General features: G+C 58.6%; 21 protein-coding genes. 12 read left to right on the forward strand and 9 right to left on the reverse strand.

Features of this window, described 5'->3' with window-relative positions:
- Positions 1-109: 109 nt before the first annotated feature.
- Entirely contained in the window at positions 110-1,018 is a 909-nt protein-coding gene (locus tag NLU14_RS16420; RefSeq protein WP_275708493.1) for an alpha/beta hydrolase, read from the forward strand.
- Positions 1,019-1,058: 40 nt separating this feature from the next.
- On the opposite strand, the gene NLU14_RS16425 is transcribed toward NLU14_RS16420, so the two are convergent.
- Positions 1,059-1,835 carry a hypothetical protein gene (locus tag NLU14_RS16425; protein ID WP_275708495.1) on the reverse strand — a complete coding sequence of 259 codons (777 nt, stop codon included), beginning with the start codon at positions 1,833-1,835 and terminating at the stop codon, positions 1,059-1,061.
- Positions 1,825-2,442 carry a TetR/AcrR family transcriptional regulator gene (locus NLU14_RS16430; RefSeq protein WP_275708496.1) on the reverse strand — a complete coding sequence of 206 codons (618 nt, stop codon included), beginning with the start codon at positions 2,440-2,442 and terminating at the stop codon, positions 1,825-1,827. Before NLU14_RS16430 ends, NLU14_RS16425 begins: the two co-directional genes overlap by 11 nt.
- A gap of 200 nt (positions 2,443-2,642) precedes the next feature.
- Here NLU14_RS16430 and NLU14_RS16435 point away from each other — a divergent pair, with 200 nt between their 5' ends.
- From NLU14_RS16435 to NLU14_RS16455, 5 genes are all read left to right on the forward strand, one after another.
- Positions 2,643-4,739 (forward strand): 3-hydroxyacyl-CoA dehydrogenase NAD-binding domain-containing protein, encoded by a 2,097-nt coding sequence (locus NLU14_RS16435; protein WP_275708498.1) that lies wholly within the window; start codon positions 2,643-2,645, stop codon positions 4,737-4,739.
- A 30-nt stretch (positions 4,740-4,769) separates the two neighbouring features.
- Positions 4,770-5,951, forward strand: a complete 1,182-nt coding sequence (locus NLU14_RS16440) for an acetyl-CoA C-acyltransferase (RefSeq protein ID WP_275708500.1) — start codon at positions 4,770-4,772, stop codon at positions 5,949-5,951.
- Positions 5,952-6,391: 440 nt separating this feature from the next.
- Positions 6,392-7,579: an acyl-CoA dehydrogenase family protein gene (locus tag NLU14_RS16445; RefSeq protein ID WP_275708502.1), complete on the forward strand. Its 1,188-nt coding sequence runs from the start codon at positions 6,392-6,394 to the stop codon at positions 7,577-7,579.
- Between the two features lie 36 nt (positions 7,580-7,615).
- On the forward strand, positions 7,616-8,764 hold the full coding sequence (locus tag NLU14_RS16450) for an acyl-CoA dehydrogenase family protein (RefSeq protein ID WP_275708504.1): 1,149 nt from the start codon (positions 7,616-7,618) through the stop codon (positions 8,762-8,764).
- Positions 8,765-8,784: 20 nt separating this feature from the next.
- On the forward strand, positions 8,785-9,558 hold the full coding sequence (locus NLU14_RS16455) for an SDR family oxidoreductase (protein ID WP_275708506.1): 774 nt from the start codon (positions 8,785-8,787) through the stop codon (positions 9,556-9,558).
- A gap of 18 nt (positions 9,559-9,576) precedes the next feature.
- Here NLU14_RS16455 and NLU14_RS16460 read toward each other — a convergent pair whose 3' ends face one another.
- A complete protein-coding gene (locus NLU14_RS16460; protein WP_275708508.1) occupies positions 9,577-10,542 on the reverse strand; it encodes a threonine/serine dehydratase family protein in 966 nt (321 codons plus the stop codon).
- A gap of 182 nt (positions 10,543-10,724) precedes the next feature.
- Here NLU14_RS16460 and NLU14_RS16465 point away from each other — a divergent pair, with 182 nt between their 5' ends.
- Both NLU14_RS16465 and NLU14_RS16470 read left to right on the forward strand, forming a co-directional pair.
- A complete protein-coding gene (locus NLU14_RS16465; protein ID WP_275708510.1) occupies positions 10,725-11,366 on the forward strand; it encodes a nucleotidyltransferase domain-containing protein in 642 nt (213 codons plus the stop codon).
- A 43-nt stretch (positions 11,367-11,409) separates the two neighbouring features.
- Entirely contained in the window at positions 11,410-11,730 is a 321-nt protein-coding gene (locus tag NLU14_RS16470) for a hypothetical protein (RefSeq protein ID WP_275708512.1), read from the forward strand.
- 60 nt (positions 11,731-11,790) lie between these two features.
- On the opposite strand, the gene NLU14_RS16475 is transcribed toward NLU14_RS16470, so the two are convergent.
- Positions 11,791-13,368 carry a flavin-containing monooxygenase gene (locus tag NLU14_RS16475; protein ID WP_275708514.1) on the reverse strand — a complete coding sequence of 526 codons (1,578 nt, stop codon included), beginning with the start codon at positions 13,366-13,368 and terminating at the stop codon, positions 11,791-11,793.
- A gap of 312 nt (positions 13,369-13,680) precedes the next feature.
- Here NLU14_RS16475 and NLU14_RS16480 point away from each other — a divergent pair, with 312 nt between their 5' ends.
- The 3 genes from NLU14_RS16480 (at position 13,681) to pntB (ending at position 17,484) form a co-directional block, all read left to right on the forward strand.
- Positions 13,681-14,304 carry a TetR family transcriptional regulator gene (locus tag NLU14_RS16480; protein ID WP_275708515.1) on the forward strand — a complete coding sequence of 208 codons (624 nt, stop codon included), beginning with the start codon at positions 13,681-13,683 and terminating at the stop codon, positions 14,302-14,304.
- Between the two features lie 195 nt (positions 14,305-14,499).
- Positions 14,500-16,077 (forward strand): Re/Si-specific NAD(P)(+) transhydrogenase subunit alpha, encoded by a 1,578-nt coding sequence (locus NLU14_RS16485; RefSeq protein ID WP_275708517.1) that lies wholly within the window; start codon positions 14,500-14,502, stop codon positions 16,075-16,077.
- A gap of 12 nt (positions 16,078-16,089) precedes the next feature.
- The gene (gene pntB / locus NLU14_RS16490) at positions 16,090-17,484 is read left to right on the forward strand and encodes a Re/Si-specific NAD(P)(+) transhydrogenase subunit beta (protein WP_275708519.1); all 1,395 of its coding nucleotides are present in this window, start codon (positions 16,090-16,092) and stop codon (positions 17,482-17,484) included.
- 4 nt (positions 17,485-17,488) lie between these two features.
- On the opposite strand, the gene NLU14_RS16495 is transcribed toward pntB, so the two are convergent.
- The 5 genes from NLU14_RS16495 to NLU14_RS16515 all read right to left on the reverse strand — a co-directional run bounded on the left by NLU14_RS16495 (position 17,489) and on the right by NLU14_RS16515 (position 21,474).
- On the reverse strand, positions 17,489-18,625 hold the full coding sequence (locus NLU14_RS16495) for a patatin-like phospholipase family protein (protein ID WP_275708521.1): 1,137 nt from the start codon (positions 18,623-18,625) through the stop codon (positions 17,489-17,491).
- A 32-nt stretch (positions 18,626-18,657) separates the two neighbouring features.
- Complete coding sequence (locus tag NLU14_RS16500; protein ID WP_275708522.1) at positions 18,658-19,200, reverse strand: hypothetical protein; 543 nt, start codon at positions 19,198-19,200, stop codon at positions 18,658-18,660.
- Between the two features lie 101 nt (positions 19,201-19,301).
- Complete coding sequence (locus NLU14_RS16505) at positions 19,302-19,895, reverse strand: exopolysaccharide biosynthesis protein (RefSeq protein WP_275708524.1); 594 nt, start codon at positions 19,893-19,895, stop codon at positions 19,302-19,304.
- A gap of 27 nt (positions 19,896-19,922) precedes the next feature.
- Positions 19,923-20,234: an outer membrane protein assembly factor BamE domain-containing protein gene (bamE, locus tag NLU14_RS16510; RefSeq protein WP_275708526.1), complete on the reverse strand. Its 312-nt coding sequence runs from the start codon at positions 20,232-20,234 to the stop codon at positions 19,923-19,925.
- Positions 20,235-20,361: 127 nt separating this feature from the next.
- Positions 20,362-21,474 (reverse strand): NADH:flavin oxidoreductase, encoded by a 1,113-nt coding sequence (locus NLU14_RS16515; protein WP_275708528.1) that lies wholly within the window; start codon positions 21,472-21,474, stop codon positions 20,362-20,364.
- Positions 21,475-21,564: 90 nt separating this feature from the next.
- Here NLU14_RS16515 and NLU14_RS16520 point away from each other — a divergent pair, with 90 nt between their 5' ends.
- Positions 21,565-22,053 carry a winged helix-turn-helix transcriptional regulator gene (locus NLU14_RS16520; protein WP_275708530.1) on the forward strand — a complete coding sequence of 163 codons (489 nt, stop codon included), beginning with the start codon at positions 21,565-21,567 and terminating at the stop codon, positions 22,051-22,053.
- Positions 22,054-22,070: the final 17 nt, after the last annotated feature.

Here is a 22,070-nt window from a genome sequence, read left to right on the forward strand (position 1 = left end):
ATAATGGCCCTTTCAGCACTTTATATGTCAAATATGACACTCCTGCTGGCAACCCGCAAGCCCTAACCTGAACCTGTCATCAACCAACACAGGAAGAAGGACTTTCATCATGACCTCACAACTGAACGTCCAATCAGAGATCTTTCAACGCTCAACATCCCGAAGCACTTCGGACAGTGCCGGATTTTCAGCCACCCGGCTGGCCCTGCAGTTGTACGGAAGGGTTTCACCGCAGAAAGCCGGCCGGCTGGTGAACCGCATGGCTTTCAGGCCCTCCCGCCTTCCCATGCCGGTTCGCTACGAGTATTTGCTGGACAATGCCGACAGCTACACCCAGCTCCAGCACGGCGCCCGCACCATCCCGGTGTACTCCTGGGGCCAGGGCCCGGTCATCCTCGGCGTCCACGGCTGGGCCGGGGCCGGCATCCAGTTTGGCGCCTGGGTAAATCCGCTGGTGGAGGCCGGTTATCGCGTGGTGCTGTTCGATGCCCCGGCCCACGGCCGCGCCCAGGGCGAGACTACGAACCTGTTTGAAATGGCCGAAGTCACTGCAAAGGTGGCGGCCAGCGTTGGTCGGGTTCACGGAGTTCTGGCCCATTCCATTGGCTGCATCGCCGTGGCCAGGGCGATCGCCGATGGTCTTCAGCCCAACTACCTGCTCATGCTGGCACCGCCCATTAGTCTTACAGCTGTGATGGACAACCTGGGCCGGCAACTGGGGCTGAGCCGGGAGGTTCTGGCGGTACACCTGCAATTGATGGAAGAGCAATTCGGCGAATCGGTCTGGGAGCAACTGGACCTGGAAGTCCTGTCCCGGTCACTCACCCAACGTGGCCTCATCGTGATCGATGACGACGACACCTCCATCGCGCCGGACGAAAGCGAACGAGTCTACAACAACTGGGAAAACGCCAATGTATTACGCACCCGGGGGCTGGGCCACCACCGCTTGCTGTGGAGCCCCATGGTTGTGGAAACAGTGCTTCGGGATCTGGGCCGGCCGGTGGACACCGTCTGATTCAACCCGCCTGACCGTTGTGGATCCCAAGGGACCGAAGTCAACGGGACGGGCTGACGTAGACCCAGTTGGTGCCCACGTTGTCGCACACAATGATGTCCCGGTTAATTACTGAACACAGGGAAAGGTTGCCTGGCAGTTCGTCGTGATAACGGGCTTTTACCGCCAGGGTTTTCTTGTCCTGTTTGAGCAGGGTGAAGGTCTGCTCCATGCGACGGGCAAAGTCGACGCCACCGCCCTCGATGGTGTGAAAGGCATTATGGAATGCGGTGAAGCTCATGGTGTTGGCGCCCAGGCCAATATCCACCATTTTGGGAATGTATCGATCATAGGCGTCTGACAGGTAGCGCCGGACCGCTTCTTCGTCATTCCGGTTACCTTTGAACGGGCTCAGATCCAGACTGTTGTCGGGCTCCAGAACACCTTCAGCCAGTTTGCTGTTGGGCTGATTTTCAACGAGCTTATAACGGCGTTGCGGGCAGGTAATACGTTGACCTTGCAGGCGACAATCCGCCAGCCGGCCGGCGGGCTCCGAACCGTTCTCAGGCTGGGAAGATTTTTCAGGTTCTGGCTGCGGCACTTCCAGCCCCAAACGCCCGGCGGGGCGGCGCAAAAGCAACGCCTGTACCTGTGGGTCGTTGCGCTTGAAATCGGTCGGTGAGGGCAATCCCGCACCCTGCCCTTCGCTAACGACTTTGCAATAGAGCTTTTCCAGTTCGGTTTTCGCGCCTTCCATGCAGGCGTCAGCAGCAGGGGCCGCCTGGGCAGAGCCAACGTAGACGCCAAGCACGACCAGGGCCAGCCACCTAGTTGTCATCACGCTGTCCCAGTGCCAGGCGCGCCATCAGATCTTCAACCCGGCGGATGGTTTCTGCGTCCCCCTTTTTGCCGGTAAGCACCACCTGGGACCCGATGGTGGCCACATACATCAGCAGTGACAGGTCCTGTATGCGCTGGGGATCACTGCTCAGGCGCTCATACAGCTCGCAGTTCTGGTTGATTCGGGCTTCGTCCACCTCGGTCACCAGATCCGCCGCATAGTCATTACGGCGGGCATAATCCCGCACTGCCAGCTCCACCTGCAGGCGGCGGATATTACGGGAGGCGTCGGTGAGCAGCAGCTCCAGAATCTGCCGCAGCTCAGTTTCCACGTCGCCGCCTTTGGGTTTCCAGTATTGCAGTTCGTGGAGGCGGCGATCCCGCCAGCGGTCGAGAAAGCTGACCACCAGATCTTCATGGTCCTTGAAGTGCCAGTAGAAACTGCCGCGGGTAACACCGAGTTTTTTGGAGAGCGTCAGCACCCGCAAATGGCTGAAACCACCTGCGGCCACTTCCCCTGCGGCGGCATCGAGCCAGTCGTCGCGGGTCAGTTGCGCTTTTCCCGGGTTCTTTCGGCTGGGGCGGGTTGGTCGGGCGTCAGTCATTCGGGGGTCAGATCCTGCTGCTGGCTGTTTTGGAAACCTGCGGATGCATTCTACATGAACAGGGCCCGCACTTTTGAAACCGTTGACCCTGCACAAAACATACAGTAGTGTACGGACACACAATACACCAGTGTATGGAGATTTCAATAAACATCTTCATGCCGACGATCAACCCGATTCCAGTATCAAGGAGCCGCCCCATGAGTACCGCCCATTACGACCTCAACGGCGCCATTGCCGTTATCCGACTCGATAATCCGCCCGTCAATGGCCTTGGTCTTGAGCTACGACAGGGCATTGTTAACGGCATCCGCCGGGCAGAAGCTGATGATGCAGTGAAGGCCGTTGTGCTGATCGGCTCCGACCGTGCCTTCTCCGGTGGCGCCGACATCAGTGAGTTCGGCTCCTCCAAAGCCACCGCCGAGCCCAATCTGAATACCGTGATCAACTATGTGGAAAGCAGCCGCAAGCCAGTGATTGCCGCCATCAGCGGTGCCTGCATGGGCGGCGGGCTGGAACTGGCCCTGGGTTGTCATTACCGCATTGCCAAACCCGATGCCCAGATCGCCCTGCCAGAAGTGAAGCTGGGCCTGCTGCCGGGCGCCGGGGGCACACAACGCCTGCCCCGGGTGATCGGTGCTGAGCACGCCCTGAACATGATTGTGTCCGGCAGCGTGGTGCCTGCCAAACAGTTCAAAGGCAGCTCTCTGTTTGACGAGATTGTCGACGGCGAGCTGCTGGACGCCGCCATCGCCTACGCCACCAAGGTCGCCAATGAAAACCTGCCACTCAAGAAAGTACGGGATCTGAAAGCCAAGCATCCCAACCCGGAAGGCTTCTTCATGTTCACCCGCAACACCGTGGGTGCCATGGCGAAGAACTACCCGGCTCCGCTGAAGTGCGTGGAGGCGGTCAAAGCGGCGGTGACCATGCCCTTCGACAAGGGCATGGAAGTGGAGCGCGAAGCCTTCGTGACCCTGATGCAGACGCCGGAATCCCGCGCCCTGCGCCACGCGTTCTTCTCCGAGCGGCTGACCAGCAAGATTGCCGATGTGCCGTCAGACACCCCGGTTCGTGACATTCAGTCTGTCGGTGTGATTGGCGGTGGCACCATGGGCACCGGTATCAGCATCAACTTCCTCAATGCCGGCATTCCGGTCACCCTGGTAGAGATGAAACAGGAAGGTCTGGACCGTGGCGTTGAAGCCATCCGCAAAGTCTACGAAGGCCGGGTCAAGAAAGGCCGCATGAGCGAAGACGACGCCAAGGCCAAGATGGAGCTGCTCACACCATCGCTGAGCTACGACGACCTGAGTAACGTCGACCTGGTGATCGAAGCCGTGTTCGAGGAAATGGGCGTGAAGCAGTCTGTGTTCGAGAAGCTGGACGAAGTGTGCAAGCCCGGCGCTATCCTTGCCTCCAACACCTCCACCCTGGACCTCAACAAAATCGCCGGCTTCACCAAGCGCCCGGAAGACGTCATCGGCCTGCACTTCTTCAGCCCCGCCAACATCATGAAACTGCTGGAAGTGGTGCGCGGCGACAAGACCGCCAAGGACGTGCTGGCCACCGCCATGAAACTGGCCAAGGTCATCAAGAAAACTGCCGTGGTGTCCGGTGTGTGCGACGGCTTTATCGGCAACCGCATGATCAACCAGTACCAGCGCGAAGCCCTGCTGATGCTGGAAGAAGGCGCCAGCGTGCAGCAGATCGACAAGGCCATTGAGAAGTTCGGCTTTGCCATGGGCCCGCTGCGCATGGCGGACCTGGCCGGCGGTGACATCGGCTGGGCCATCCGCAAGCGTCAGTACGAAGAGAACCCGGACATGGTGAAGATGGTTGTAGCGGACCGCCTGTGCGAAATGGGCCGCTACGGCCAGAAGACCGGCGCCGGTTTCTACCGCTACGAGCCAGGCAACCGCAACGCCCTGCATGATCCGGAAGTGGACAAGGTGGTGGACGAGGTTCGCGCCGAACTGGGCATTACCCCGCGCAAGATCAGCAACCAGGAAATCGTCGAGCGCTGCGTGTATGCGCTGGTGAATGAAGGCGCGCAAATTCTGGACGAAGGCATTGCCCAGCGCGCTTCCGACATCGACATGGTGTACCTGACCGGTTACGGCTTCCCCGTCTTCCGCGGCGGCCCCATGCATTACGCCGAAGAAGTCGGGCTGCCGAACGTGGTTCGCGCCATGCAGGCCTTTACCGAAGACCGTCATACCCAACCCGGCTTCTGGAAGCCGGCAGCCTTGCTGGCCAGGCGCGCCGAGGAAGGCAAGGGTTTCGACGCTAAATAACCGGTCCACGAATTTATTCGGAGAATTATTATGTCCAATGATGTTGTCATCGTATCCACCGCCCGCACGCCCCTGGCCAAATCCTGGCGCGGCGGCCTGAACATGACCCACGGCGCCACCCTGGCCGGCCATGCCATCCAGCACGCGGTCGAGCGCTCGAAAGTCGACCCTAACGAAATCGAAGACGTACTGATGGGCTGCGCCCTGCCCGAAGGCTCCACCGGTAACGACGTCGCCCGCATGGGCGCGATCCGCGCCGGCCTGCCGGTCTCCGTGGCTGGCGCCACCATCAACCGCTTCTGCTCGTCCGGCCTACAGGCCATCGCCATGGCCGCCCACCACATTGCCGTGGACCGGGTGCCGGTGATGGTCGCTGGCGGCGTGGAATCCATCTCCACCGTGCAGGCGAACCTCAACCAGAACTACCTGATGGAGCCCTGGCTGGCCAAGAACAAGCCGGAGCTGTACTGGTCCATGCTGGATACCGCCGAAACCGTGGCCAAGCGCTACGACATCAAGAAAGAAGACATGGACGAATACGGCGTGCGCAGCCAGCAACTGGCCGCCCAGGCCCGTGAAGATGGCAAATTCGACGACGAAATCGTGCCCATTACCACCACCATGGGCGTCGCCGACAAGGCCACCGGCCAGCTCAGCAGCCAGGAAGTCACCGTCAGCCAGGACGAGGGCATCCGCCCGGACACCAATCTGGAAGGCGTCAGCAAGATCCGATCCGCGATGGAAGGCGGCGTGGTCACCGCCGGCAACGCCAGCCAGTTCTCCGACGGCGCCTCGGCCTGTGTCCTGATGGACAGCAAAATCGCCGAGCAACGCGGCGCCACTCCGCTGGGTATCTTCCGTGGCTTCGCCGTCGCTGGTTGCGAGCCCGATGAAATGGGCATTGGCCCGGTATTCGCGGTTCCCAAGCTGCTTAAACGTGCCGGTTTGACAGTAGATGACATCGGCCTGTGGGAACTCAACGAGGCCTTCGCCGTTCAGGTTCTCTACTGCCAGCGCAAACTCGGCATCCCAATGGACCGCCTGAACGTCAACGGCGGCGCCATTGCCGTCGGCCACCCCTACGGCACCACCGGCTCCCGCCTGGTCGGCCACGCCCTGATCGAGGGCAAACGCCGTGGTGTTAAGTACGTCGTCGTAACTATGTGCGTCGGTACAGGCATGGGCGCTGCCGGCTTGTTCGAAGTTGCCTAAGGCTTTGGTTGCCTGAAGCTTTGGGGGGAGCGCCTGTTGGGTAGGGTGTTCCGAAACACGCTGTGAACACGTCCGTGTGCGCTTGGGCTCCGCCATCCCTGGCTCCGCACAGTTTCGGAACACCCTACCCAACAGCCGCCCATAGCTTTGTGCAGTGGTCAGCAGTTGCAACTTTTGAATGCCGTGCCGCGACCGCTTCTTGCAATTCGCAACGGCAGGCACGCACAGACTCGAAGTGCCGGGCGGGGAGACCCTTTCAAAACTGTACGGAGCCATGGATGGCGGAGTCCAAGCGCCCCAGTGATGGGCCGAAGGAGCGTGTTTTGAAAGGGTCTCACCGCCCGGCACAACCACCAAGGCCCGCAGGCCCGGCATTAAAAACCAACAGGCAACTCAGAAGTCAAAACCGTCAACCTCAGCCACCAGACAAGAGGTGAAAAATGGACCTGAATTACACCCCAGAACAAGAGGCGTTCCGCGCTGAAGTTCGCCAGTTTCTTGATGAAAACCTGCCGGACGACATTCGCGAACGGGTACAGAAACGCCTGCGCCCGGACAAGGCGATGACCGAACGCTGGCAGAAGATTCTGTTTGATAAAGGCTGGGGTGCTTCCACCTGGCCAAAAGAATTTGGTGGAACCGGATGGGATCCGATTCAGCAGATCATCTTCGAGGAAGAATGTGCCCTTGCCGGGGCGCCCCGCCAGCTGGATTTCGGATTGCGTATGGTTGCACCCGTGATCATGACATTTGGAAGCGATGAACAGAAACAACGCTTCCTGCCGGGCATTCTCAGCGGTGAAGACTGGTGGTGCCAGGGTTATTCAGAGCCGGGCGCCGGTTCCGATCTGGCCTCGCTGCGCACATCCGCCAAGCGCGAAGGTGACCACTACATCGTCAATGGCCAGAAAACCTGGACCACCCTCGGCCAGCACGCAGACTGGATTTTCTGTCTGGTGCGCACCAGCACCGAAGGCAAACCGCAGCAAGGCATTTCGTTCCTGCTGATCGATATGAACACCTCGGGCATCGAGGTGCGCCCCATCATCATGTTGGACGGTGAGCATGAGATTAACGAGGTCTACTTCGATAACGTGCAGGTACCGGCTGAAAACCTGATCGGCGAAGAGAATCAGGGCTGGACCTACGCCAAGTTCCTGCTGGGCCATGAACGCACCGGCCTGGCCAATGTGGGGCAGTGGAAGGCGTTGATGAAGCGGCTGAAAACGGTAGCGCGGGAAGAGCAGGATGGTCAGCGACCTCTGATTGAGAATACCCGTTTCCGGGACCGGCTTGCACAGCTGGACGCAGAACTGCGTGCCCTTGAATTGACTGTCCTGCGAGTACTGACCGACAAGCGCGGGCCAGGCCCCCAGGCTTCCATCCTGAAAATCCGTGGTACCGAAATCGGCCAGCAGCTGTTTGAGATGCTGATGGAAGCCACCGGCCAGGATGCTATTGCCCATATCCCGGAAGCGCTGGAGTTGGATTATAGCGGCCCCAGGGTCGGGTCTGTGGATGCCACACCCGCCGCCGGAGACTACTTCAACATGCGCAAGCTGTCGATATTCGGCGGGTCCAACGAGATCCAGCGCAACATCATTGCCCAACTCGTGCTTGGTCTGTAACCCATTCGGCAGACTGGAAGTTTGGAGAGAAACGTTATGAATTTTGATCTGACCGAAGAACAGCAAATGCTGAACGATTCCCTGCGCCGCTTCGTGACCAACGAGTACAGTTTCGAAAAACGCGAGGCCATTATCAGCTCCGGAGCCGGCATCGACCGGGCTACCTGGGCGAATTTTGCCAGCATGGGCCTGCTTGGGTTTACCTTCCCGGAGGACTATGACGGGCTGGGTGGCAACGCCATCGACACCATGGTGGTGATGGAAAACTTCGGCCGAGGCCTGGTGGTGGAACCCTATCTGGCCACGGTAGTGCTGGCCGGAGGGCTGATCCGGGATGCCGGTAACGACGCCCAGAAGGCTGACGTACTACCGGGCATTGCCAGCGGTGAACGGCTGCTGGCCCTCGCCCACAGCGAGCCGGGCGCACGTTACAACCTCAGCCAGGTGCAAACCACCGCCCGCAAGGACGGCGATCATTTCATGATCAGTGGCCAGAAAACCGCCGTTCTGCACGGCGGCCAGGCCGACCAGCTCATTGTTTCTGCCCGCACCAGTGGTGGTATCGCTGACGAAAGCGGTCTCTCGTTGTTCCTGGTGGATGCCAAGGCCAAAGGCGTCAGAGTGGACGACTTTGCCACCCACGATGGCCACCGCACTGCCGAAATCAGCCTCAGCAACGTTGCAGTCAGTGCTGACAACCTGATTGGCACCATTGACGAGGCCTTCCCGGTCATCGAAAAAGCCATGGATCTCGGCATCGCCGCCCTATGTGCCGAGGCAGTCGGTGCCATGGAAGCGATGAACGCCACCACGCTGGAGTACATCAAGACCCGCAAGCAGTTCGGGGTGCCTATCGGCAAGTTCCAGGTGTTGCAGCACCGCATGGCGGATATGTTCATCCAAACCGAACAGGCAAAAACCATGGCCATACTCGCCGCGAGCGAGGCAGACTCTGGTGATCGGGCCTGCCGCCGGGAGGCCATTTCCATGGCCAAGACCCTGGTTGGCCAGGCCGCCCGTTATGTGGGTCAGGAAGGCGTGCAACTGCATGGCGGTATGGGGGTGACGGATGAGATGTTCGCCGCCCACCTGTTCAAGCGCCTGACCCTGATCAACCTGCTGTTCGGTGATGCTGATCACCACCTGGCACAGGTCAGCGATAACCTGCTGGCCGCCAGCGCGTAACACCTGACAAGGAGACTCCCATGAGTGTGATTCAACTCCTGAATCTGAAAGACAAAGTGGCCTTCATCACCGGTGGTTCCCGTGGCCTGGGCCTGCAGATGGCCGAAGCCCTGGGCGAGCTGGGGGCCAGAATCGCCATCAGCGCCCGCAAGCAGCACGAGCTAGATGATGCCAAGGCGCATCTGGAAACTCAGGGCGTTGAAGTGGTGACCATTGCTGCTGACCTGTCCGATCTGGAGGGCATTCCCGCCGTGGTGGATCAGGTGGTCAGCCAGCTCGGCGATATCGACATCCTGGTCAACAACGCCGGTGCCACCTGGGGTGCGCCCGCGGAAGACTACCCAGCGGAAGGCTGGATGAAGGTGATGAACCTGAACGTGAACGCCGCCTTCTTCCTGACCCAGACCGTGGGCAAGCGCTGCATGATTCCCCGCAACACCGGCAAGGTCATCAACATCGCCTCCATTGCGGGCCTGTCCGGCAACCCGGAAGGTATGAAGACCATCGCCTACAACACCAGCAAGGGCGCCATGGTGAACTTCACCCGCGCGCTGGCGTCCGAATGGGGCCATCACAACATCAACGTAAATGCCCTTTGCCCGGGCTTCTTCCCGTCGAAGATGTCCCAGGGGTTGCTGGATGCCCAGGGTGAGAAAATGCTGGAGCGCATTCCGCTGAATCGCTTCGGTGGCGAGGAAGACCTCAAGGGTGCCGCCGTGCTGCTGGCCTCCGAGGCGGGGCGGCACATTACCGGGCAATGCCTGGCAGTCGATGGCGGTACGCTGGTCAGTTAAGCGCGTTCGTTTAACCCGTTAAAGGCACTGACTGACCTGTTCCGGGTCCAGGTTGCCACCGGTAATGATCAGAACCGTGGCCCTGTCCGGAGCAGGCGGAATCTGTTTTTCCAGTAGCGCCGCCAGGCCAACACTGGCACCCGGCTCCACATAAAGCCTGGCTTCGGTCAGCAGCCGGCGTGTGGCTTCCCGTATGCCCGCTTCGGTAACCGTCACAATCCGGTCCACCACCTGGCGGGAAGCGGCGTAAGTGCAATCCCCCACCACCGCTGGTGCCAGGCTGGCGGCCCAGGTATCCACCGAGTCAAGGCTGGCACCCGCATCCTGCTTTTGCCAGGCATTGAACATGGTGGCCGCGCCTTCCGGCTCCACACCGATCAGTTCCACCTCCGGCCGCTGCGCCTTGATGGCCAGCCCGAGCCCGGAAATCAACCCGCCACCGCCAATAGGACACAGCACCCGATCCACATCCGGCTGCTGACGCAGCAATTCTAGGCCAACCGTGCCCTGCCCGGCCATGATGCGGACATCGTTGTAAGGGTGGACCAGGGTCAGCTCTTTCTCATCCCGCAATTCGTGACACAGGGCCACCGCTTGCTGGATAGTGCCCTGAACAATGACCTCGGCACCCAGCGCCCGGGTACGGCGAATCTTCAGCGGGCTGGAACCCTCGGGCATCACCACCGTGAGCGGCACATCCCGCATGGCCGCCGCCCAGGCCAGGGCGATGGCGTGATTGCCTGCTGACACCGTCACCAGTCCGGCCTTGAGTTCGTCAGCACTGGCGGTCAGCAGCCAGTTCAGCGCGCCACGGGCCTTGAAGCTTCCGGTGCGCTGAAGGCTCTCGCACTTCAGGCCAAGGGGCTGGCCCATGGTGGCGTCCAGGTCAGGCGCATTCAACAGTGGTGTTTCGCCCAATTGTGGTCGAATGCGCTGTTCCGCTGCCAGAATTCCGGATTGGTCAGGAAGGGTTGGTTTGGTCATGGCGCGCGCTCCTGTTGTTCCCGTATGCAAACCATGGTGCAGGAACGACTGGTTATCAAGAAACATCGACCAACCGGAATCGGATCCACGAACACACATTTTGCTTAATGCCCAAATTGGGTATAAAGTTACCCAAATTAGGTATTAACCTGAATAAGCTCGATAAACACAGGTGGCCCTCAATGTCGTCAAACTTCAGCCTTGCGAATGCCTTGTTTTCAGGCACCCGACAAAAAGTGCTTGGCCTCCTATTCATGCAGCCCGATCACGACTTCTCACTAGCCGAATTGATCGAACGGGCAAGGGCCGGCTCCGGGGCAGTTCAACGGGAAATAGGTCGATTCGTGGACAGCGGGTTGGTCACTGTCGAGGTCAAGGGGCGACAGAAGCGCTATAGAGCCAATCAGGACGCGCCTATCTTTCCGGAATTGTGCTCTCTGGTTACAAAAACCCTTGGGCCGGCTCAAGTGATTAAGGATGCCCTGAGTGCCATCGACAATAAAATCGACGTGGCACTGGTCTATGGTTCGGTTGCCAAGAATACTGATCGGGCGGATAGTGACATCGACCTTATGCTGGTGTCTGACACATTAACCCTCGAAGATGTGTTTACAGCAGTGGAGCCCGTGGAGCACGAGCTATCGCGACCCGTGAACCCCACACTTTACACTCGGCAAGAATTTAATAAGCGCCGAGCCAACGATAATCCGTTTATCAGAAAGGTACTGAATGGACCGTACCTGCTATTGAAGGGAGTCATTGATGAACAAGGAAGCTCTAGAGAATCTGGTCAACATTCGCAAACTTCATCACGAAGTAGCTGATGCCCGCGAGGTAACTGGCCTAATCCAATCCGGTAGCATCCGATTGCAAGACGCACAACTGGAATCACTCAGCCTGGAAAGCCGCTTTGATCTGACTTATAACGCCGCTCATGCGCTGTCACTCGCTGCACTGCGCCATCTCGGATATCGCTCTGACAACCGATACCTTGTTTTTCAATGTCTGCAGCACACACTGGACCTTCCATCCGCGAAATGGCGCATTCTTGATCAGGCCCATCGCAAACGAAATCTGGCGGAATACGAGGGCTTCATTGACGTAGACGAAAGCCTTGTTGCCAGCCTTGTCCGGGTCTGTGAGGACGTCAAGGTGGCAGTTAAAGAGCTGACGGAGAATGGCAGATAGCCTATCTCTACCCAATATGGGTCGATAAATGCCCATATTGGGTAGCTTTCAGTAAACGACTTATAGTGCCGGCGCTGCCTCGCCTACCCCTTCGCCCTCCGGCTCACATACATACTGCCCCGCATCAAACCGCTTTGTCTGCTGGCGGAACTGCCAGGTGAAGCCCGGCCACAGCGTGGTGTTCTTGCCATTCTCGTTCACGTACCAGCTCTTGCACCCGGTCTGCCAGACGGAGTCGCCGAGTTTGGCGTGGATGGAAGCGTTGTATTGGCTTAGGGCGTCTTCCCTCACTTCCACGCTCTTCCAGCCGTGTTTTTCCATCTTCTTTAAGGCATCCACCATGTACTGGATCTGGCTTTCGATCATGTACACCATGGAGCTGTGGCCCAGACCGGTGTTGGGTCCCATCAGCATGAAGAAGTTGGGGAAGCCGGCGATAGCGCTGCCCTTGTAGGCTTCGGCGCCGTCTTTCCAGGCCTCCAGCAAGTCCTGGCTGTTGCGGCCGTGCACCATGCCTGCGGGGATCGGGTCCTGGGCCTTGAAGCCGGTGCCGTAGATGATGCAGTCCACTTCCCGCTCGTTGCCGTTGTTGTCCACGATGACGTTACCGCGCACTTCGCGAATGCCGTCGGTGAGCACGTCCACGTTGTCCTGTGCCAGGGCCGGGTAATAGTTGTTGGAGATCAGTACCCGCTTGCAGCCGAAATGGAAATCCGGGGTGACTTTCCGGCGCAGTTCCTTGTCCTTGATCTGGTTGCGGATGTGGCGACGGGCCTGCAGCTCACCGAGCTTGAGGATACGTGGGTTGCCTACAAAGCCCAGCACCCGGGCTTCCAGCATCCAGTAGATGCTCTGGCGGAAGGCATTCAGGGTCTGTGGGAATTTGCGGAACAGCATCCTTTCCAGCGGGCGGATCTCGCGGTCCGGTTTGGGGACAATCCATGGCGGGGTGCGCTGGTACAGGTCCAGGTGAGCTGCGTCTTTGGCCACTTCCGGGACGAACTGGATGGCTGAGGCGCCGGTACCGATCACAGCAACCCGCTTACCTTTGAAGTCGTAGCTGTGGTCCCAGTCCTGGGAGTGAAAGCTTTTGCCGGTGAAGGTGTCAATGCCTTTGATGTTGGGGTACGCCGGTGTGCTGAGGCCGCCCATGCCAGAGACGACAATATCGGCCTTGAAGGAGCTGAATTCGGGCAGGTCCCTGTCTTTACGGTTAAGTTTGTCGCCCGGGTTCAGGCCTTTGTGTCGCATGTAGGCCCAGAGCTTGGGGCTGTCGCAGGTTTCGACGGTCCAGCTTTGGGTCTTTTCGTCGAATCGGGCGCCGGCCACGTGGGTGTTCAGGCGCACGTGTTTCATCAGGTCGTATTTTTCGGCGCAGCCTCGCAGGTAGGCCTGGATTTCTTTCTGCTGGGCGAACATTCTGCTCCAGTTTGGGTTCTGTTCGAACGAGAAGGAGTAGAGGGCAGACTGTACGTCACAGGCACAGCCTGGGTAGTGGTTTTCGTGCCAGGTGCCGCCGACGTCGTCGCTCTGTTCCAGGATGACGAAGTTGTCGTATCCGGCTTCTTTGAGTTTGATGCCCATGCCGAGGCCGGAGAATCCGGTGCCGATTATGGCGATTTGTGCGTTCTGACTCATGCTGCTACCTCGTTGTTCGCTAGCCATTCGGCCTTGCCTGTTATTGTGTGTTTCGCCATGATGTCTGGCAGTATACACATGTATACATTGCGAAGTAGACATCTGTATACTTCCATCCAGACTAATCTGGCTGATTGGCCTCGTTTGATAAGCAACTGTCCTCCAGATCAAACTTGGGGGCGGGGGCAATTGGGAAGGCTTTTCCGAAACACGCTCAAGCACATCCATGTGGCGCTTGAGCTCCGCCATCCATGGCTCCGCACAGTTTCGGAAAAGCCTCCCCAATTACCCTTCTAACCAAGGTGATACTTCATGAAAGTTTTGACGGGTGGAAAGCTGAAGCTGGTACAAGCAGCGCTACGCTTGATCACCGAGAGTCGAAGTCTCACTTCTCTCGGCCTACGGGAACTGGCCCGCGAGGCCGGGCTGAACCCGAATACTTTTTACCGTCACTTCAGGAATCTGGACGAATTCGGGTTACAGGTTCTGGGCTATATCGCAGAAGACATGAAGTCAGGGGTGCGTGAATTGCGGCGGATGGCGGAGTCGTCGGAGCAGGCGTCCCATGACACGGTGACGTTTGTGTACCACTATTTTCTGGCCAATCCGGCGGCGACTACGGTGGCGGTAAGGGAGCTCCATGGGCCGTCGCCATTGTTGAGAAGAGCCCTTGAAGCCCAGCTGGACGCCAGCGCCAGGGAGATGGCGGAGGATATTATTGACCGGCAGTTGGTCAGTGCCGTGCCGCCGGAGACGATTCACGAAATTTCACGTATGACCATTCGCTATATTCTGTTCCGGGCCATGGATTACATCGAGAAACCGGCACAGCGGGAAACCATTCAGCAGGAAACCGAGCGTTTTATTAATCGGCAATTCCGGGGTGCGATGCTGGACCGTCTTTCCCAGTCCGAGATTGAGGGTTTATTGAGCTGACCGTTCTGGGCCAATTGAGAAATCCCGGAAAGCGCGGTTCAACTCAATTGACCAGGAGCACCTGGCATAAACACGCCAGGAGCTTCAGCAATACTGCGTCGTTTCCAGGCCACACCGGGCAAATCTGTTAACTTACACTAGTATGTAGGTATCCAGACAACTGGTTCATCGGGCAATCCGGAGGACGTAACAACAATGAAGATCGGTATTCCCAGGGAAATTTTCAAGGATGAGCGGCGGGTGGCAGCCACGCCACCTTCTGTTCACAAACTCATTGGTCTTGGTTACGAGGTAGTGGTTGAAGGCGGTGCTGGCGAAGCCGCTAATTACTCGGACGAAGCCTACGAAAAAGTGGGCGCGGCCATAGCGTCCGACACCACATCACTGTGGCAGGACGCGGATTTTATCCTCAAAGTCCGCGCGCCGATGAAGAACCCTTCCCTTAAAAAGCACGAAGTGGATCTGATGAAGGAGGGGGCGTTCCTGGTCAGTTATATCTGGCCGGCGCAGAATCCGGAGCTGCTGGAGAAGCTGGCAGCGAAGAAGATTACCTCGTTCGCCATCGACGCCCTTCCCCGTATCAGCCGTGCCCAGAAGATGGACGCTCTCAGCGCCATGGCGAATATTGCCGGCTACCGGGCGGTAATTGAGGCGGCCAACAATTTCGGGCGTTTCTTTACCGGGCAGGTAACGGCGGCCGGCAAGGTCCCCCCGGCGAAGATCATGGTGATCGGTGCCGGTGTGGCTGGCCTGGCGGCGATTGGCGCCGCCAACAGCATGGGCGCCATCGTGCGGGCGTTTGATACCCGCCTGGAGGTGAAGGAGCAGGTCGAGAGCATGGGCGCCGAGTTCCTGGTGCTGGATTTCGACGACGAGGATGGCAGCGGCAGCGGCGGCTACGCCAAGCAGATGAGCGACGAGTTTATCAAGGCGGAAATGGCGCTGTTTGCGGAGCAGGCGGAGGAGGTGGATATCATCATCACCACCGCGCTGATTCCCGGCAAGCCCGCGCCGAAACTGATTACCGCCGACATGGTGAAATCCATGAAACCCGGCAGCGTGATTGTCGACCTGGCGTCCGAGCGCGGCGGTAACTGTGAGCTGACGGAGCCAGGCAAGGTGGCCCATCACCATGGCGTGACGCTGATCGGCTACACCGACCTGCCCAGCCGCATGGCCAAGGTAGCCAGCGACCTCTACGCCACCAACCTGGTTCACCTGCTCACGGAGCTGACTCCGGAGAAGGACGGCCAGCCCCAGGTCAACATGGAGGACGACGTCATCCGTGGCCTGACGGTTGTGCGAGAGGCCGAGGTTACCTGGCCGCCACCCCAGCCGGAAGCGCCGGTCAGTCCCAAACCGGCGCCAGGCACGGAAGAGCCCTCGGCTGAAGACAAAGCCGCAGCAAAGAAAGAAGCCGAGCGCCGCAGCCTGATTGGCAAGGGCGCCCTGCTGGTGGTAACGGCACTGGCGCTCTACGGCGTTGGCGCCCACGCGCCGGAAAGCTTCCTGCAACACTTTACGGTGTTTGTACTGGCCTGCTTTATCGGCTGGCAGGTGATCTGGAACGTGACACCGTCCCTGCATACGCCCTTAATGAGCGTGACCAACGCCATCAGTGGCATCATTGTGATCGGTGCCATTCTGCATCTGGCCCAGGCGGAGAACCTTGCCGTCGGTATCATGGCCTTTGTCGCGGTGCTGATTGCCAGCATCAACGTGGGAGGTGGCTTTCGGGTCACCCATCGCATGCTCAAAATGTTTCGCAGGTAGGAGGCGCCCGACATGAGTACAGGACTGGTGAGCGTGGCCTACGTGGTCGCAAGTATCTGCTTTATCCTCAGCCTGGGTGGCCTTAGCCACCAGGAATCGGCACGGCGCGGTAACCTCTACGGCGTGGCTGGCATCATCATCGCGGTGGGGGCCACCCTCGCCAGCGTGGGTGATGGCGGCATCATCGCCATTGTGATTGCAGTGCTGCTCGGTGCCGGTATTGGTATCCCCATCGCCAACAAGGTGGAAATGACCCAGATGCCGCAGCTTGTAGCCCTGCTGCACAGTTTCGTGGGTCTGGCAGCGGTGCTGGTGGGCTTTTCCGGCTATATAGAGCCGCTGGTCGCAACGACCGGAGCCGAGCACACCATCAAGCTGGTGGAGGTGTTTGTGGGTATCTTCATCGGTGCGGTGACCTTCACCGGGTCGCTGGTGGCCTGCGGTAAACTGGATGGCCGCATCGACAGCAAGGCTCTGACCCTACCCGGCCGACACCTGATGAACCTGGTGGCGATTATCGCCTGTGTGTTGCTGGGGGCCTGGTTCCTGGGTACCGACAACATGGCACTCGGGCTGATCTCCCTTGTCATCATGACAGCCATTGCCTCGGTGCTTGGTATCCACCTGATCATGGCTATCGGCGGTGCCGACATGCCGGTGGTGGTCTCCATGCTCAACAGCTACTCAGGATGGGCAGCGGCCTCCATCGGTTTCATGCTGGGCAACGACCTGCTCATTGTTACCGGCGCACTGGTCGGCAGCAGCGGTGCTATCCTCAGCTACATCATGTGCAAGGCCATGAACCGCTCGTTCATTAGCGTGATTCTCGGCGGCTTTGGCCAGACGACCAGCAGTTCAAGCACTACGGACTCTGACCAGACCGTCTACGAATCCAGCGCGGATGATGTGTGCGAGGAACTGCGCAACGCCGATTCAGTGATCATCGTGCCAGGTTACGGCATGGCGGTAGCCCAAGCCCAGAACGGCGTCAGCGAGATGACCAAAATACTGCGGGAACGGGGAGTGAACGTACGCTTTGGCATCCACCCCGTGGCCGGTCGTTTGCCCGGGCACATGAACGTTCTGCTGGCGGAAGCCCACGTACCCTACGACATCGTGCTGGAAATGGACGAGATCAACGCCGATTTCCCGGAAACCGACGTGGTTCTGGTCATCGGTGCCAATGATACCGTGAACCCGGCCGCCGCGGAGGATCCGGGCAGCCCCATCGCTGGCATGCCGGTGCTGGAAGTGTGGAAAGCCCGCCAGGTGGTTGTTCTCAAACGGGGCATGGCCACCGGTTATTCCGGTGTGGAGAACCCGCTGTTCTTCAAGGACAACACCCGCATGCTATTCGGTGACGCCAAGGAAAGCATCGACAAACTGGTAGGGGGACTACGGGGCTGATCGATCAGGCCTCAGCCTCTTTTGCAAAGAACCGTTCGATTTGCCGGGACTGGCTCTGGCCGTCCCGGTAGCCCAGTGCGATCAATTCGCGGCAGAAGCGCTTGTCAAACAGCAGGAAGCTGGCGAGGTTAGCATTGGAGAACGGCGCCGAGTCCGATGCGCCGGTAAGCCGGCGCAGTACCAGCGGCATGCCATCAATGTACTTCATGGCCAGTTCGTTGATGGGTTCGGAGGGAGAGATTTCCAGGATATCCACCGGGTTCAGGTCAAGCCCGGACTCCTTCAGCCGTTTTTCCGGGATCAATTCCAGCAGTTGATTGATCAGCCGCGAGCGGTCGATGTCATAATCCAGCGTGTCCAGGAACATGCCGTTAAATACGTGCGCCAATACCTGGGTCAGTGTCGGCATGCCAGGCTTGTCAGGGCGTTTTGGCGGGCACATGGCATTGGCGCTGACGCCAATCACCAATACCTTGCGGGCCCCCAGCCGCAACGCCGGGCTGATATGAGCCATTTGCCGGGTAACGCCGTCACCGAAATACTCTCGATTGATTTTCACCGGCCTGAACAGTGTGGGAATCGCAGCGGACGCCATGATGTGATCCACTGACAGTTCCGTGCGGGTGCCACTGCGCTGGCCCACCGACCAGCCTTCCAGCCCCTCGGCGCCCTCAAAGAAACAGATATTCTGGCCCGTGGCATAACCACAGGCGTTCAGACCCACTGCGTCGATGTGGCCCTCGCGGATTGTCTGCCGAATACTCTGAAGGTCAATTTCCTGTTCCAACAGGTCACGCAGCGGTGAATTGTCCAGAAAGGACACCGGTCCGCTCTCGATGGGCCGGCTGATCATCTTGCGGGCGATGGCGCTGAAACCGCGCATCAGGCTGAACGTATCGGCCCGGAACACCCGCTCCATGCTCAGTTCCGACCAGACCTTCTCCAGATGATCAATGTTATGCCGGAAAAGCCCGCGATTACCGGCCACTGCCATGGCATTAATAGCACCAGAGGAGGTACCGACAATGACATTGAAGGGGTGGCTCCAGTCTGGATACATATCGGCAATGGCACGTAGCACTCCTACCTGATAGGCCGCCCGCGCGCCTCCACCGGTGAGAATCACACCTTTCTTTGTCATGACGGGCTTCCGTGGTAGACCAGTACTCGCTATCAAGCCTGCTTGATCTTACGCCGGCGTTTTCCGGCAAACGGGTTGTTAAAGCTGGAATCCTGCCCCTGCAATTTGGCCTCGGGATGGTTCTTGGCCATCAGTTCCTTGACCTTGGGAATATGATCCTTCGGCGCATCCACCATGATCAGGTACTTACCTGCCTCGATGTCCTGATGGAACGGCTCAAGGCGATAGTTTTCACTCTGGATACCACCAAAGCCACCTACCCAGGCCCCGGCGACAACGACAAAGATAAACAGGGCAATCCAGGCGGCTGCGGGCATTGCCAACACCTCCAGTAATGCCATGGGAACGATAAAGGCCAGCGCCAGCACAAAACCGGTTATGGCACCACGTTCGACGTATCTGGGCAGATCCGTACGATCCAGAATGGAAGCGGTGTGTAGCTGATGGGTGTACAGGCCGGCCTCGTCCTTGCTGACGATGTGAAAACGCCAGTCAGTGACTTCATGCTCGTGAAGGTCGTCGGAGATCTCTTTTGCGCTGTCAATCGAAGATACCAGATAGAATAACCGTATCATGGTGCTTCTCCTCTTCCGCCAATAAATGAGGCGTTCTTCCTATAACAATCTAGTTCAAAATCTCCAATTTTACGTAGTTTGGCCGCAATCCACTCCGGGCCTCAGCCCCCGAGGTTGCGAATAAGCATGATCGGGCCAATTAATGAAATCCCCCAGGCAAACAGGGCAAGCAGGCCATCCTTGGAAATCATCGCCAGGCCAAAGGCCATAAGGGCCACGCCGGCAATGCTCGCGCTGAACGGCACAATCTCTGTTGCAGGCATCACTCCGGCAATCACCATGCAACCCAGGGCCATCACATACAGCCCGGGCCCTTTCACGAGCAGGGTGAGCCGAGGGCGTATCAGGCGGTCGATCACCCGGGCAGGCCGGCGCAACCACTTTAACCCCTGCAAAAGCCTTTGCCGGGGTATCTCACGCTTCACAATCCATCCCGGCAACCAGAAGTGATTCCTGCCCAGCAGTACCTGCCCCAGCGTTAACAGCGTAAGCAGCCCCATGAGGGTTGGCATTCCGGGCAGTCCACTCAGGGGAGTAACCAGGATAATCCCGACAAGAAGCACCATGGGGCCGAACGTCCGCCGGCCTACGGAATCCATCATTTCCCCGATGGAAACGAAAGCACGATTTTCAGCCCCGGCTTCAATCCGGTCCAGCAACTGCTCAATGTTGGCTGGATCGCCCTGGTCTTCCATTGGTTCCTGGCTCTGGATAGATGGCACCTATTCGGTGGTGTTATAGACGTAGGATGATACCGTTCCATCCTGGTTGAATCGTACCACCAGATCCGTTGTTTCCGCCTCACCAAAGGCGGACCAGCGATACTTGCCGTATGTCCAGGTACGCTCGCCGTCTTCGATACCGGTGCGCCAGGGTTCCCCGAACATGTCCTGGATGTCGGCCCGGGTGGTTTCACCGATTTCAATCTGATCAACGTTGTGGGTGGCGAAGTCCTTGCCGACGGTGGCGCAGCCGGCAAAGGTCAACACCAGGGCGAGCAGAACAAAGGTGGAAAAGGACTTAGCAGACTTCATGATGTATCCCTTCTGTTGAGAACAAGTACATCAATCATACGGGTTTTGAAACAAGGTTAAATTACATCACGGACAGACACAAAAAAGCCCCGGTGCAAGCCGGGGCTATCGTCAACGCCTCACTGCCTCAATAGAGTTTCGCCAGCGATTTCTTCGCAAAGGGCTCTACCTCACCAATACGGCCTTCCTTCACTTTTACCAGCCATTCCGGGTCCTGCAGCAGGGCACGGCCTACGGCGATAAGCTCGAACTCGTTGTTGTTCATACGCTCAACCAGTTCGTCGATACCGGACTGCTCTACTGCTTCCTTCTTGCTGGCAAAGGTGCCACTGATGAAGTCTTCAGTCAGGCCCACACTGCCTACAGACATGGTCGGTTTGCCGGACAGCTTCTGGGTCCAGCCCGCCAGGTTGAGGTCGGAACCCTCGAATTCCGGCTCCCAGAAGCGACGGGTGGAGGCGTGGAAAATATCAACACCGGCTTCCACCAGGGGCTTGAGGAACTGATCCAGCTCCTCCGGGGTATTCACCAGCTTCGCTTCGTAATCCTGCTGCTTCCACTGCGAGAACCGCAGCATGATCGGGAAATCCGGGCCCACGCGGTGGCGCACTGCCTCCACGATCTCCACCACAAAGCGCAGGCGGTTTTTCATGCTGCCGCCGTATTCGTCGTCACGCTGGTTGGTGCCTTCCCACAGGAACTGGTCCAGCAGATAACCGTGGGCACCGTGAATCTCGACACCATCGAATCCCAGGGCCTTGGCATCCTGCGCGGCATCGGCAAAAGCCGTGATCACATCTTCAATGTCTTCCTTACTCATGGCCTTGCCGTTGGGCCTACCCGGAGCAAACAGGCCAGAGGGGCTGTAACCGGGCACTTTGGGATCTGGTTCCGTGCCTTCCTTGCGCACCGCACCTACGTGCCACAGCTGGGGAAAGATGGCGCCTCCAGCTTCATGAACCGCATCGACAACGTCTTTCCAGCCGGAAAGCGCCTGGTCGCCATGGAAAAAGGGCACGTTCGGGTAACCGTTGGCGCCGGGGTGGTTTACCGTGGTGCCTTCGGTAATCAATAGCCCTACGCCACCTTCAGCGCGGCGGCAATAATAGTCCACCACTTCCCGGCCCGGGGCATTACCCGGGGAGAAATTACGGGTCATCGGGGCCATCGCCACGCGATTGCGCAGGGTCAGGTTATGGATTTCAAAAGGCTCAAACAGGGGGCCAAGGTTCATGCTCATGGTAGATCGCAACCTCACTAATCTGGTTTCTTTAAGCAACCTTATTAAATCTGGTTTTAAAATGCAACCCTATTAGGTACACTGGCAACCATGGCCAGAAAACGTTTTGATGATTCCAGTTGCTCCGTCGCCCGTGCCCTGAATGAAGTGGGGGACTGGTGGTCCCTGCTTGTGGTGTTGCATGCCATGTATGGCACCCGCCGCTTTGTGGACTTCCAGCAGGAACTGGGCATTGCCCGCAACATCCTCTGCGACCGATTGTCGCGGTTGGTGGACAACGAGGTACTGAAAAAAGTGGAAGTGGGCGAGCATGGCTCACGGTTCGAATACCGCCTGACCGAGAAAGGCCGTGACCTTTTCCCCATCGTGATTGCCCTGCGCCAGTGGGGCGATAAGTGGAACCCGGCACCGAACCAGGAACCCCTGGATCTGCGGGACCGCGAAACCGGGCGAACCATTCGCCAGGTGGAGGTTCAGGATGCCAACGGCAATCCGCTTACGGTTCGTGATGTGTTTGTGCCAGAGGGCGATGGCATCAGCCGGCGTAAAACCACTGACAGCAAAAAGACGGTTGGTTGAGTCCAATCCTTACTAAA

The sequence above is a fragment of the Marinobacter iranensis genome, from assembly GCF_029207565.1.
GTDB lineage: Bacteria > Pseudomonadota > Gammaproteobacteria > Pseudomonadales > Oleiphilaceae > Marinobacter > Marinobacter iranensis.

What these genes read in the sequence shown, in the direction of transcription:
- NLU14_RS16445 (WP_275708502.1), top strand. Translation starts at nt 6,392, where the DNA reads ATGGACCTGAATTACACCCCAGAACAAGAGGCGTTCCGCGCTGAAGTT.
- bamE (WP_275708526.1), bottom strand. Translation starts at nt 20,234, where the DNA reads ATGAAGTCTGCTAAGTCCTTTTCCACCTTTGTTCTGCTCGCCCTGGTG.
- NLU14_RS16460 (WP_275708508.1), bottom strand. Translation starts at nt 10,542, where the DNA reads ATGACCAAACCAACCCTTCCTGACCAATCCGGAATTCTGGCAGCGGAA.
- NLU14_RS16515 (WP_275708528.1), bottom strand. Translation starts at nt 21,474, where the DNA reads ATGAGCATGAACCTTGGCCCCCTGTTTGAGCCTTTTGAAATCCATAAC.
- NLU14_RS16425 (WP_275708495.1), bottom strand. Translation starts at nt 1,835, where the DNA reads ATGACAACTAGGTGGCTGGCCCTGGTCGTGCTTGGCGTCTACGTTGGC.
- NLU14_RS16430 (WP_275708496.1), bottom strand. Translation starts at nt 2,442, where the DNA reads ATGACTGACGCCCGACCAACCCGCCCCAGCCGAAAGAACCCGGGAAAA.
- NLU14_RS16505 (WP_275708524.1), bottom strand. Translation starts at nt 19,895, where the DNA reads ATGGAAGACCAGGGCGATCCAGCCAACATTGAGCAGTTGCTGGACCGG.
- NLU14_RS16500 (WP_275708522.1), bottom strand. Translation starts at nt 19,200, where the DNA reads ATGATACGGTTATTCTATCTGGTATCTTCGATTGACAGCGCAAAAGAG.
- NLU14_RS16420 (WP_275708493.1), top strand. Translation starts at nt 110, where the DNA reads ATGACCTCACAACTGAACGTCCAATCAGAGATCTTTCAACGCTCAACA.
- NLU14_RS16435 (WP_275708498.1), top strand. Translation starts at nt 2,643, where the DNA reads ATGAGTACCGCCCATTACGACCTCAACGGCGCCATTGCCGTTATCCGA.
- NLU14_RS16485 (WP_275708517.1), top strand. Translation starts at nt 14,500, where the DNA reads ATGAAGATCGGTATTCCCAGGGAAATTTTCAAGGATGAGCGGCGGGTG.
- NLU14_RS16450 (WP_275708504.1), top strand. Translation starts at nt 7,616, where the DNA reads ATGAATTTTGATCTGACCGAAGAACAGCAAATGCTGAACGATTCCCTG.
- NLU14_RS16440 (WP_275708500.1), top strand. Translation starts at nt 4,770, where the DNA reads ATGTCCAATGATGTTGTCATCGTATCCACCGCCCGCACGCCCCTGGCC.
- NLU14_RS16520 (WP_275708530.1), top strand. Translation starts at nt 21,565, where the DNA reads ATGGCCAGAAAACGTTTTGATGATTCCAGTTGCTCCGTCGCCCGTGCC.
- NLU14_RS16480 (WP_275708515.1), top strand. Translation starts at nt 13,681, where the DNA reads ATGAAAGTTTTGACGGGTGGAAAGCTGAAGCTGGTACAAGCAGCGCTA.
- NLU14_RS16455 (WP_275708506.1), top strand. Translation starts at nt 8,785, where the DNA reads ATGAGTGTGATTCAACTCCTGAATCTGAAAGACAAAGTGGCCTTCATC.
- pntB (WP_275708519.1), top strand. Translation starts at nt 16,090, where the DNA reads ATGAGTACAGGACTGGTGAGCGTGGCCTACGTGGTCGCAAGTATCTGC.
- NLU14_RS16495 (WP_275708521.1), bottom strand. Translation starts at nt 18,625, where the DNA reads ATGACAAAGAAAGGTGTGATTCTCACCGGTGGAGGCGCGCGGGCGGCC.
- NLU14_RS16475 (WP_275708514.1), bottom strand. Translation starts at nt 13,368, where the DNA reads ATGAGTCAGAACGCACAAATCGCCATAATCGGCACCGGATTCTCCGGC.
- NLU14_RS16465 (WP_275708510.1), top strand. Translation starts at nt 10,725, where the DNA reads ATGTCGTCAAACTTCAGCCTTGCGAATGCCTTGTTTTCAGGCACCCGA.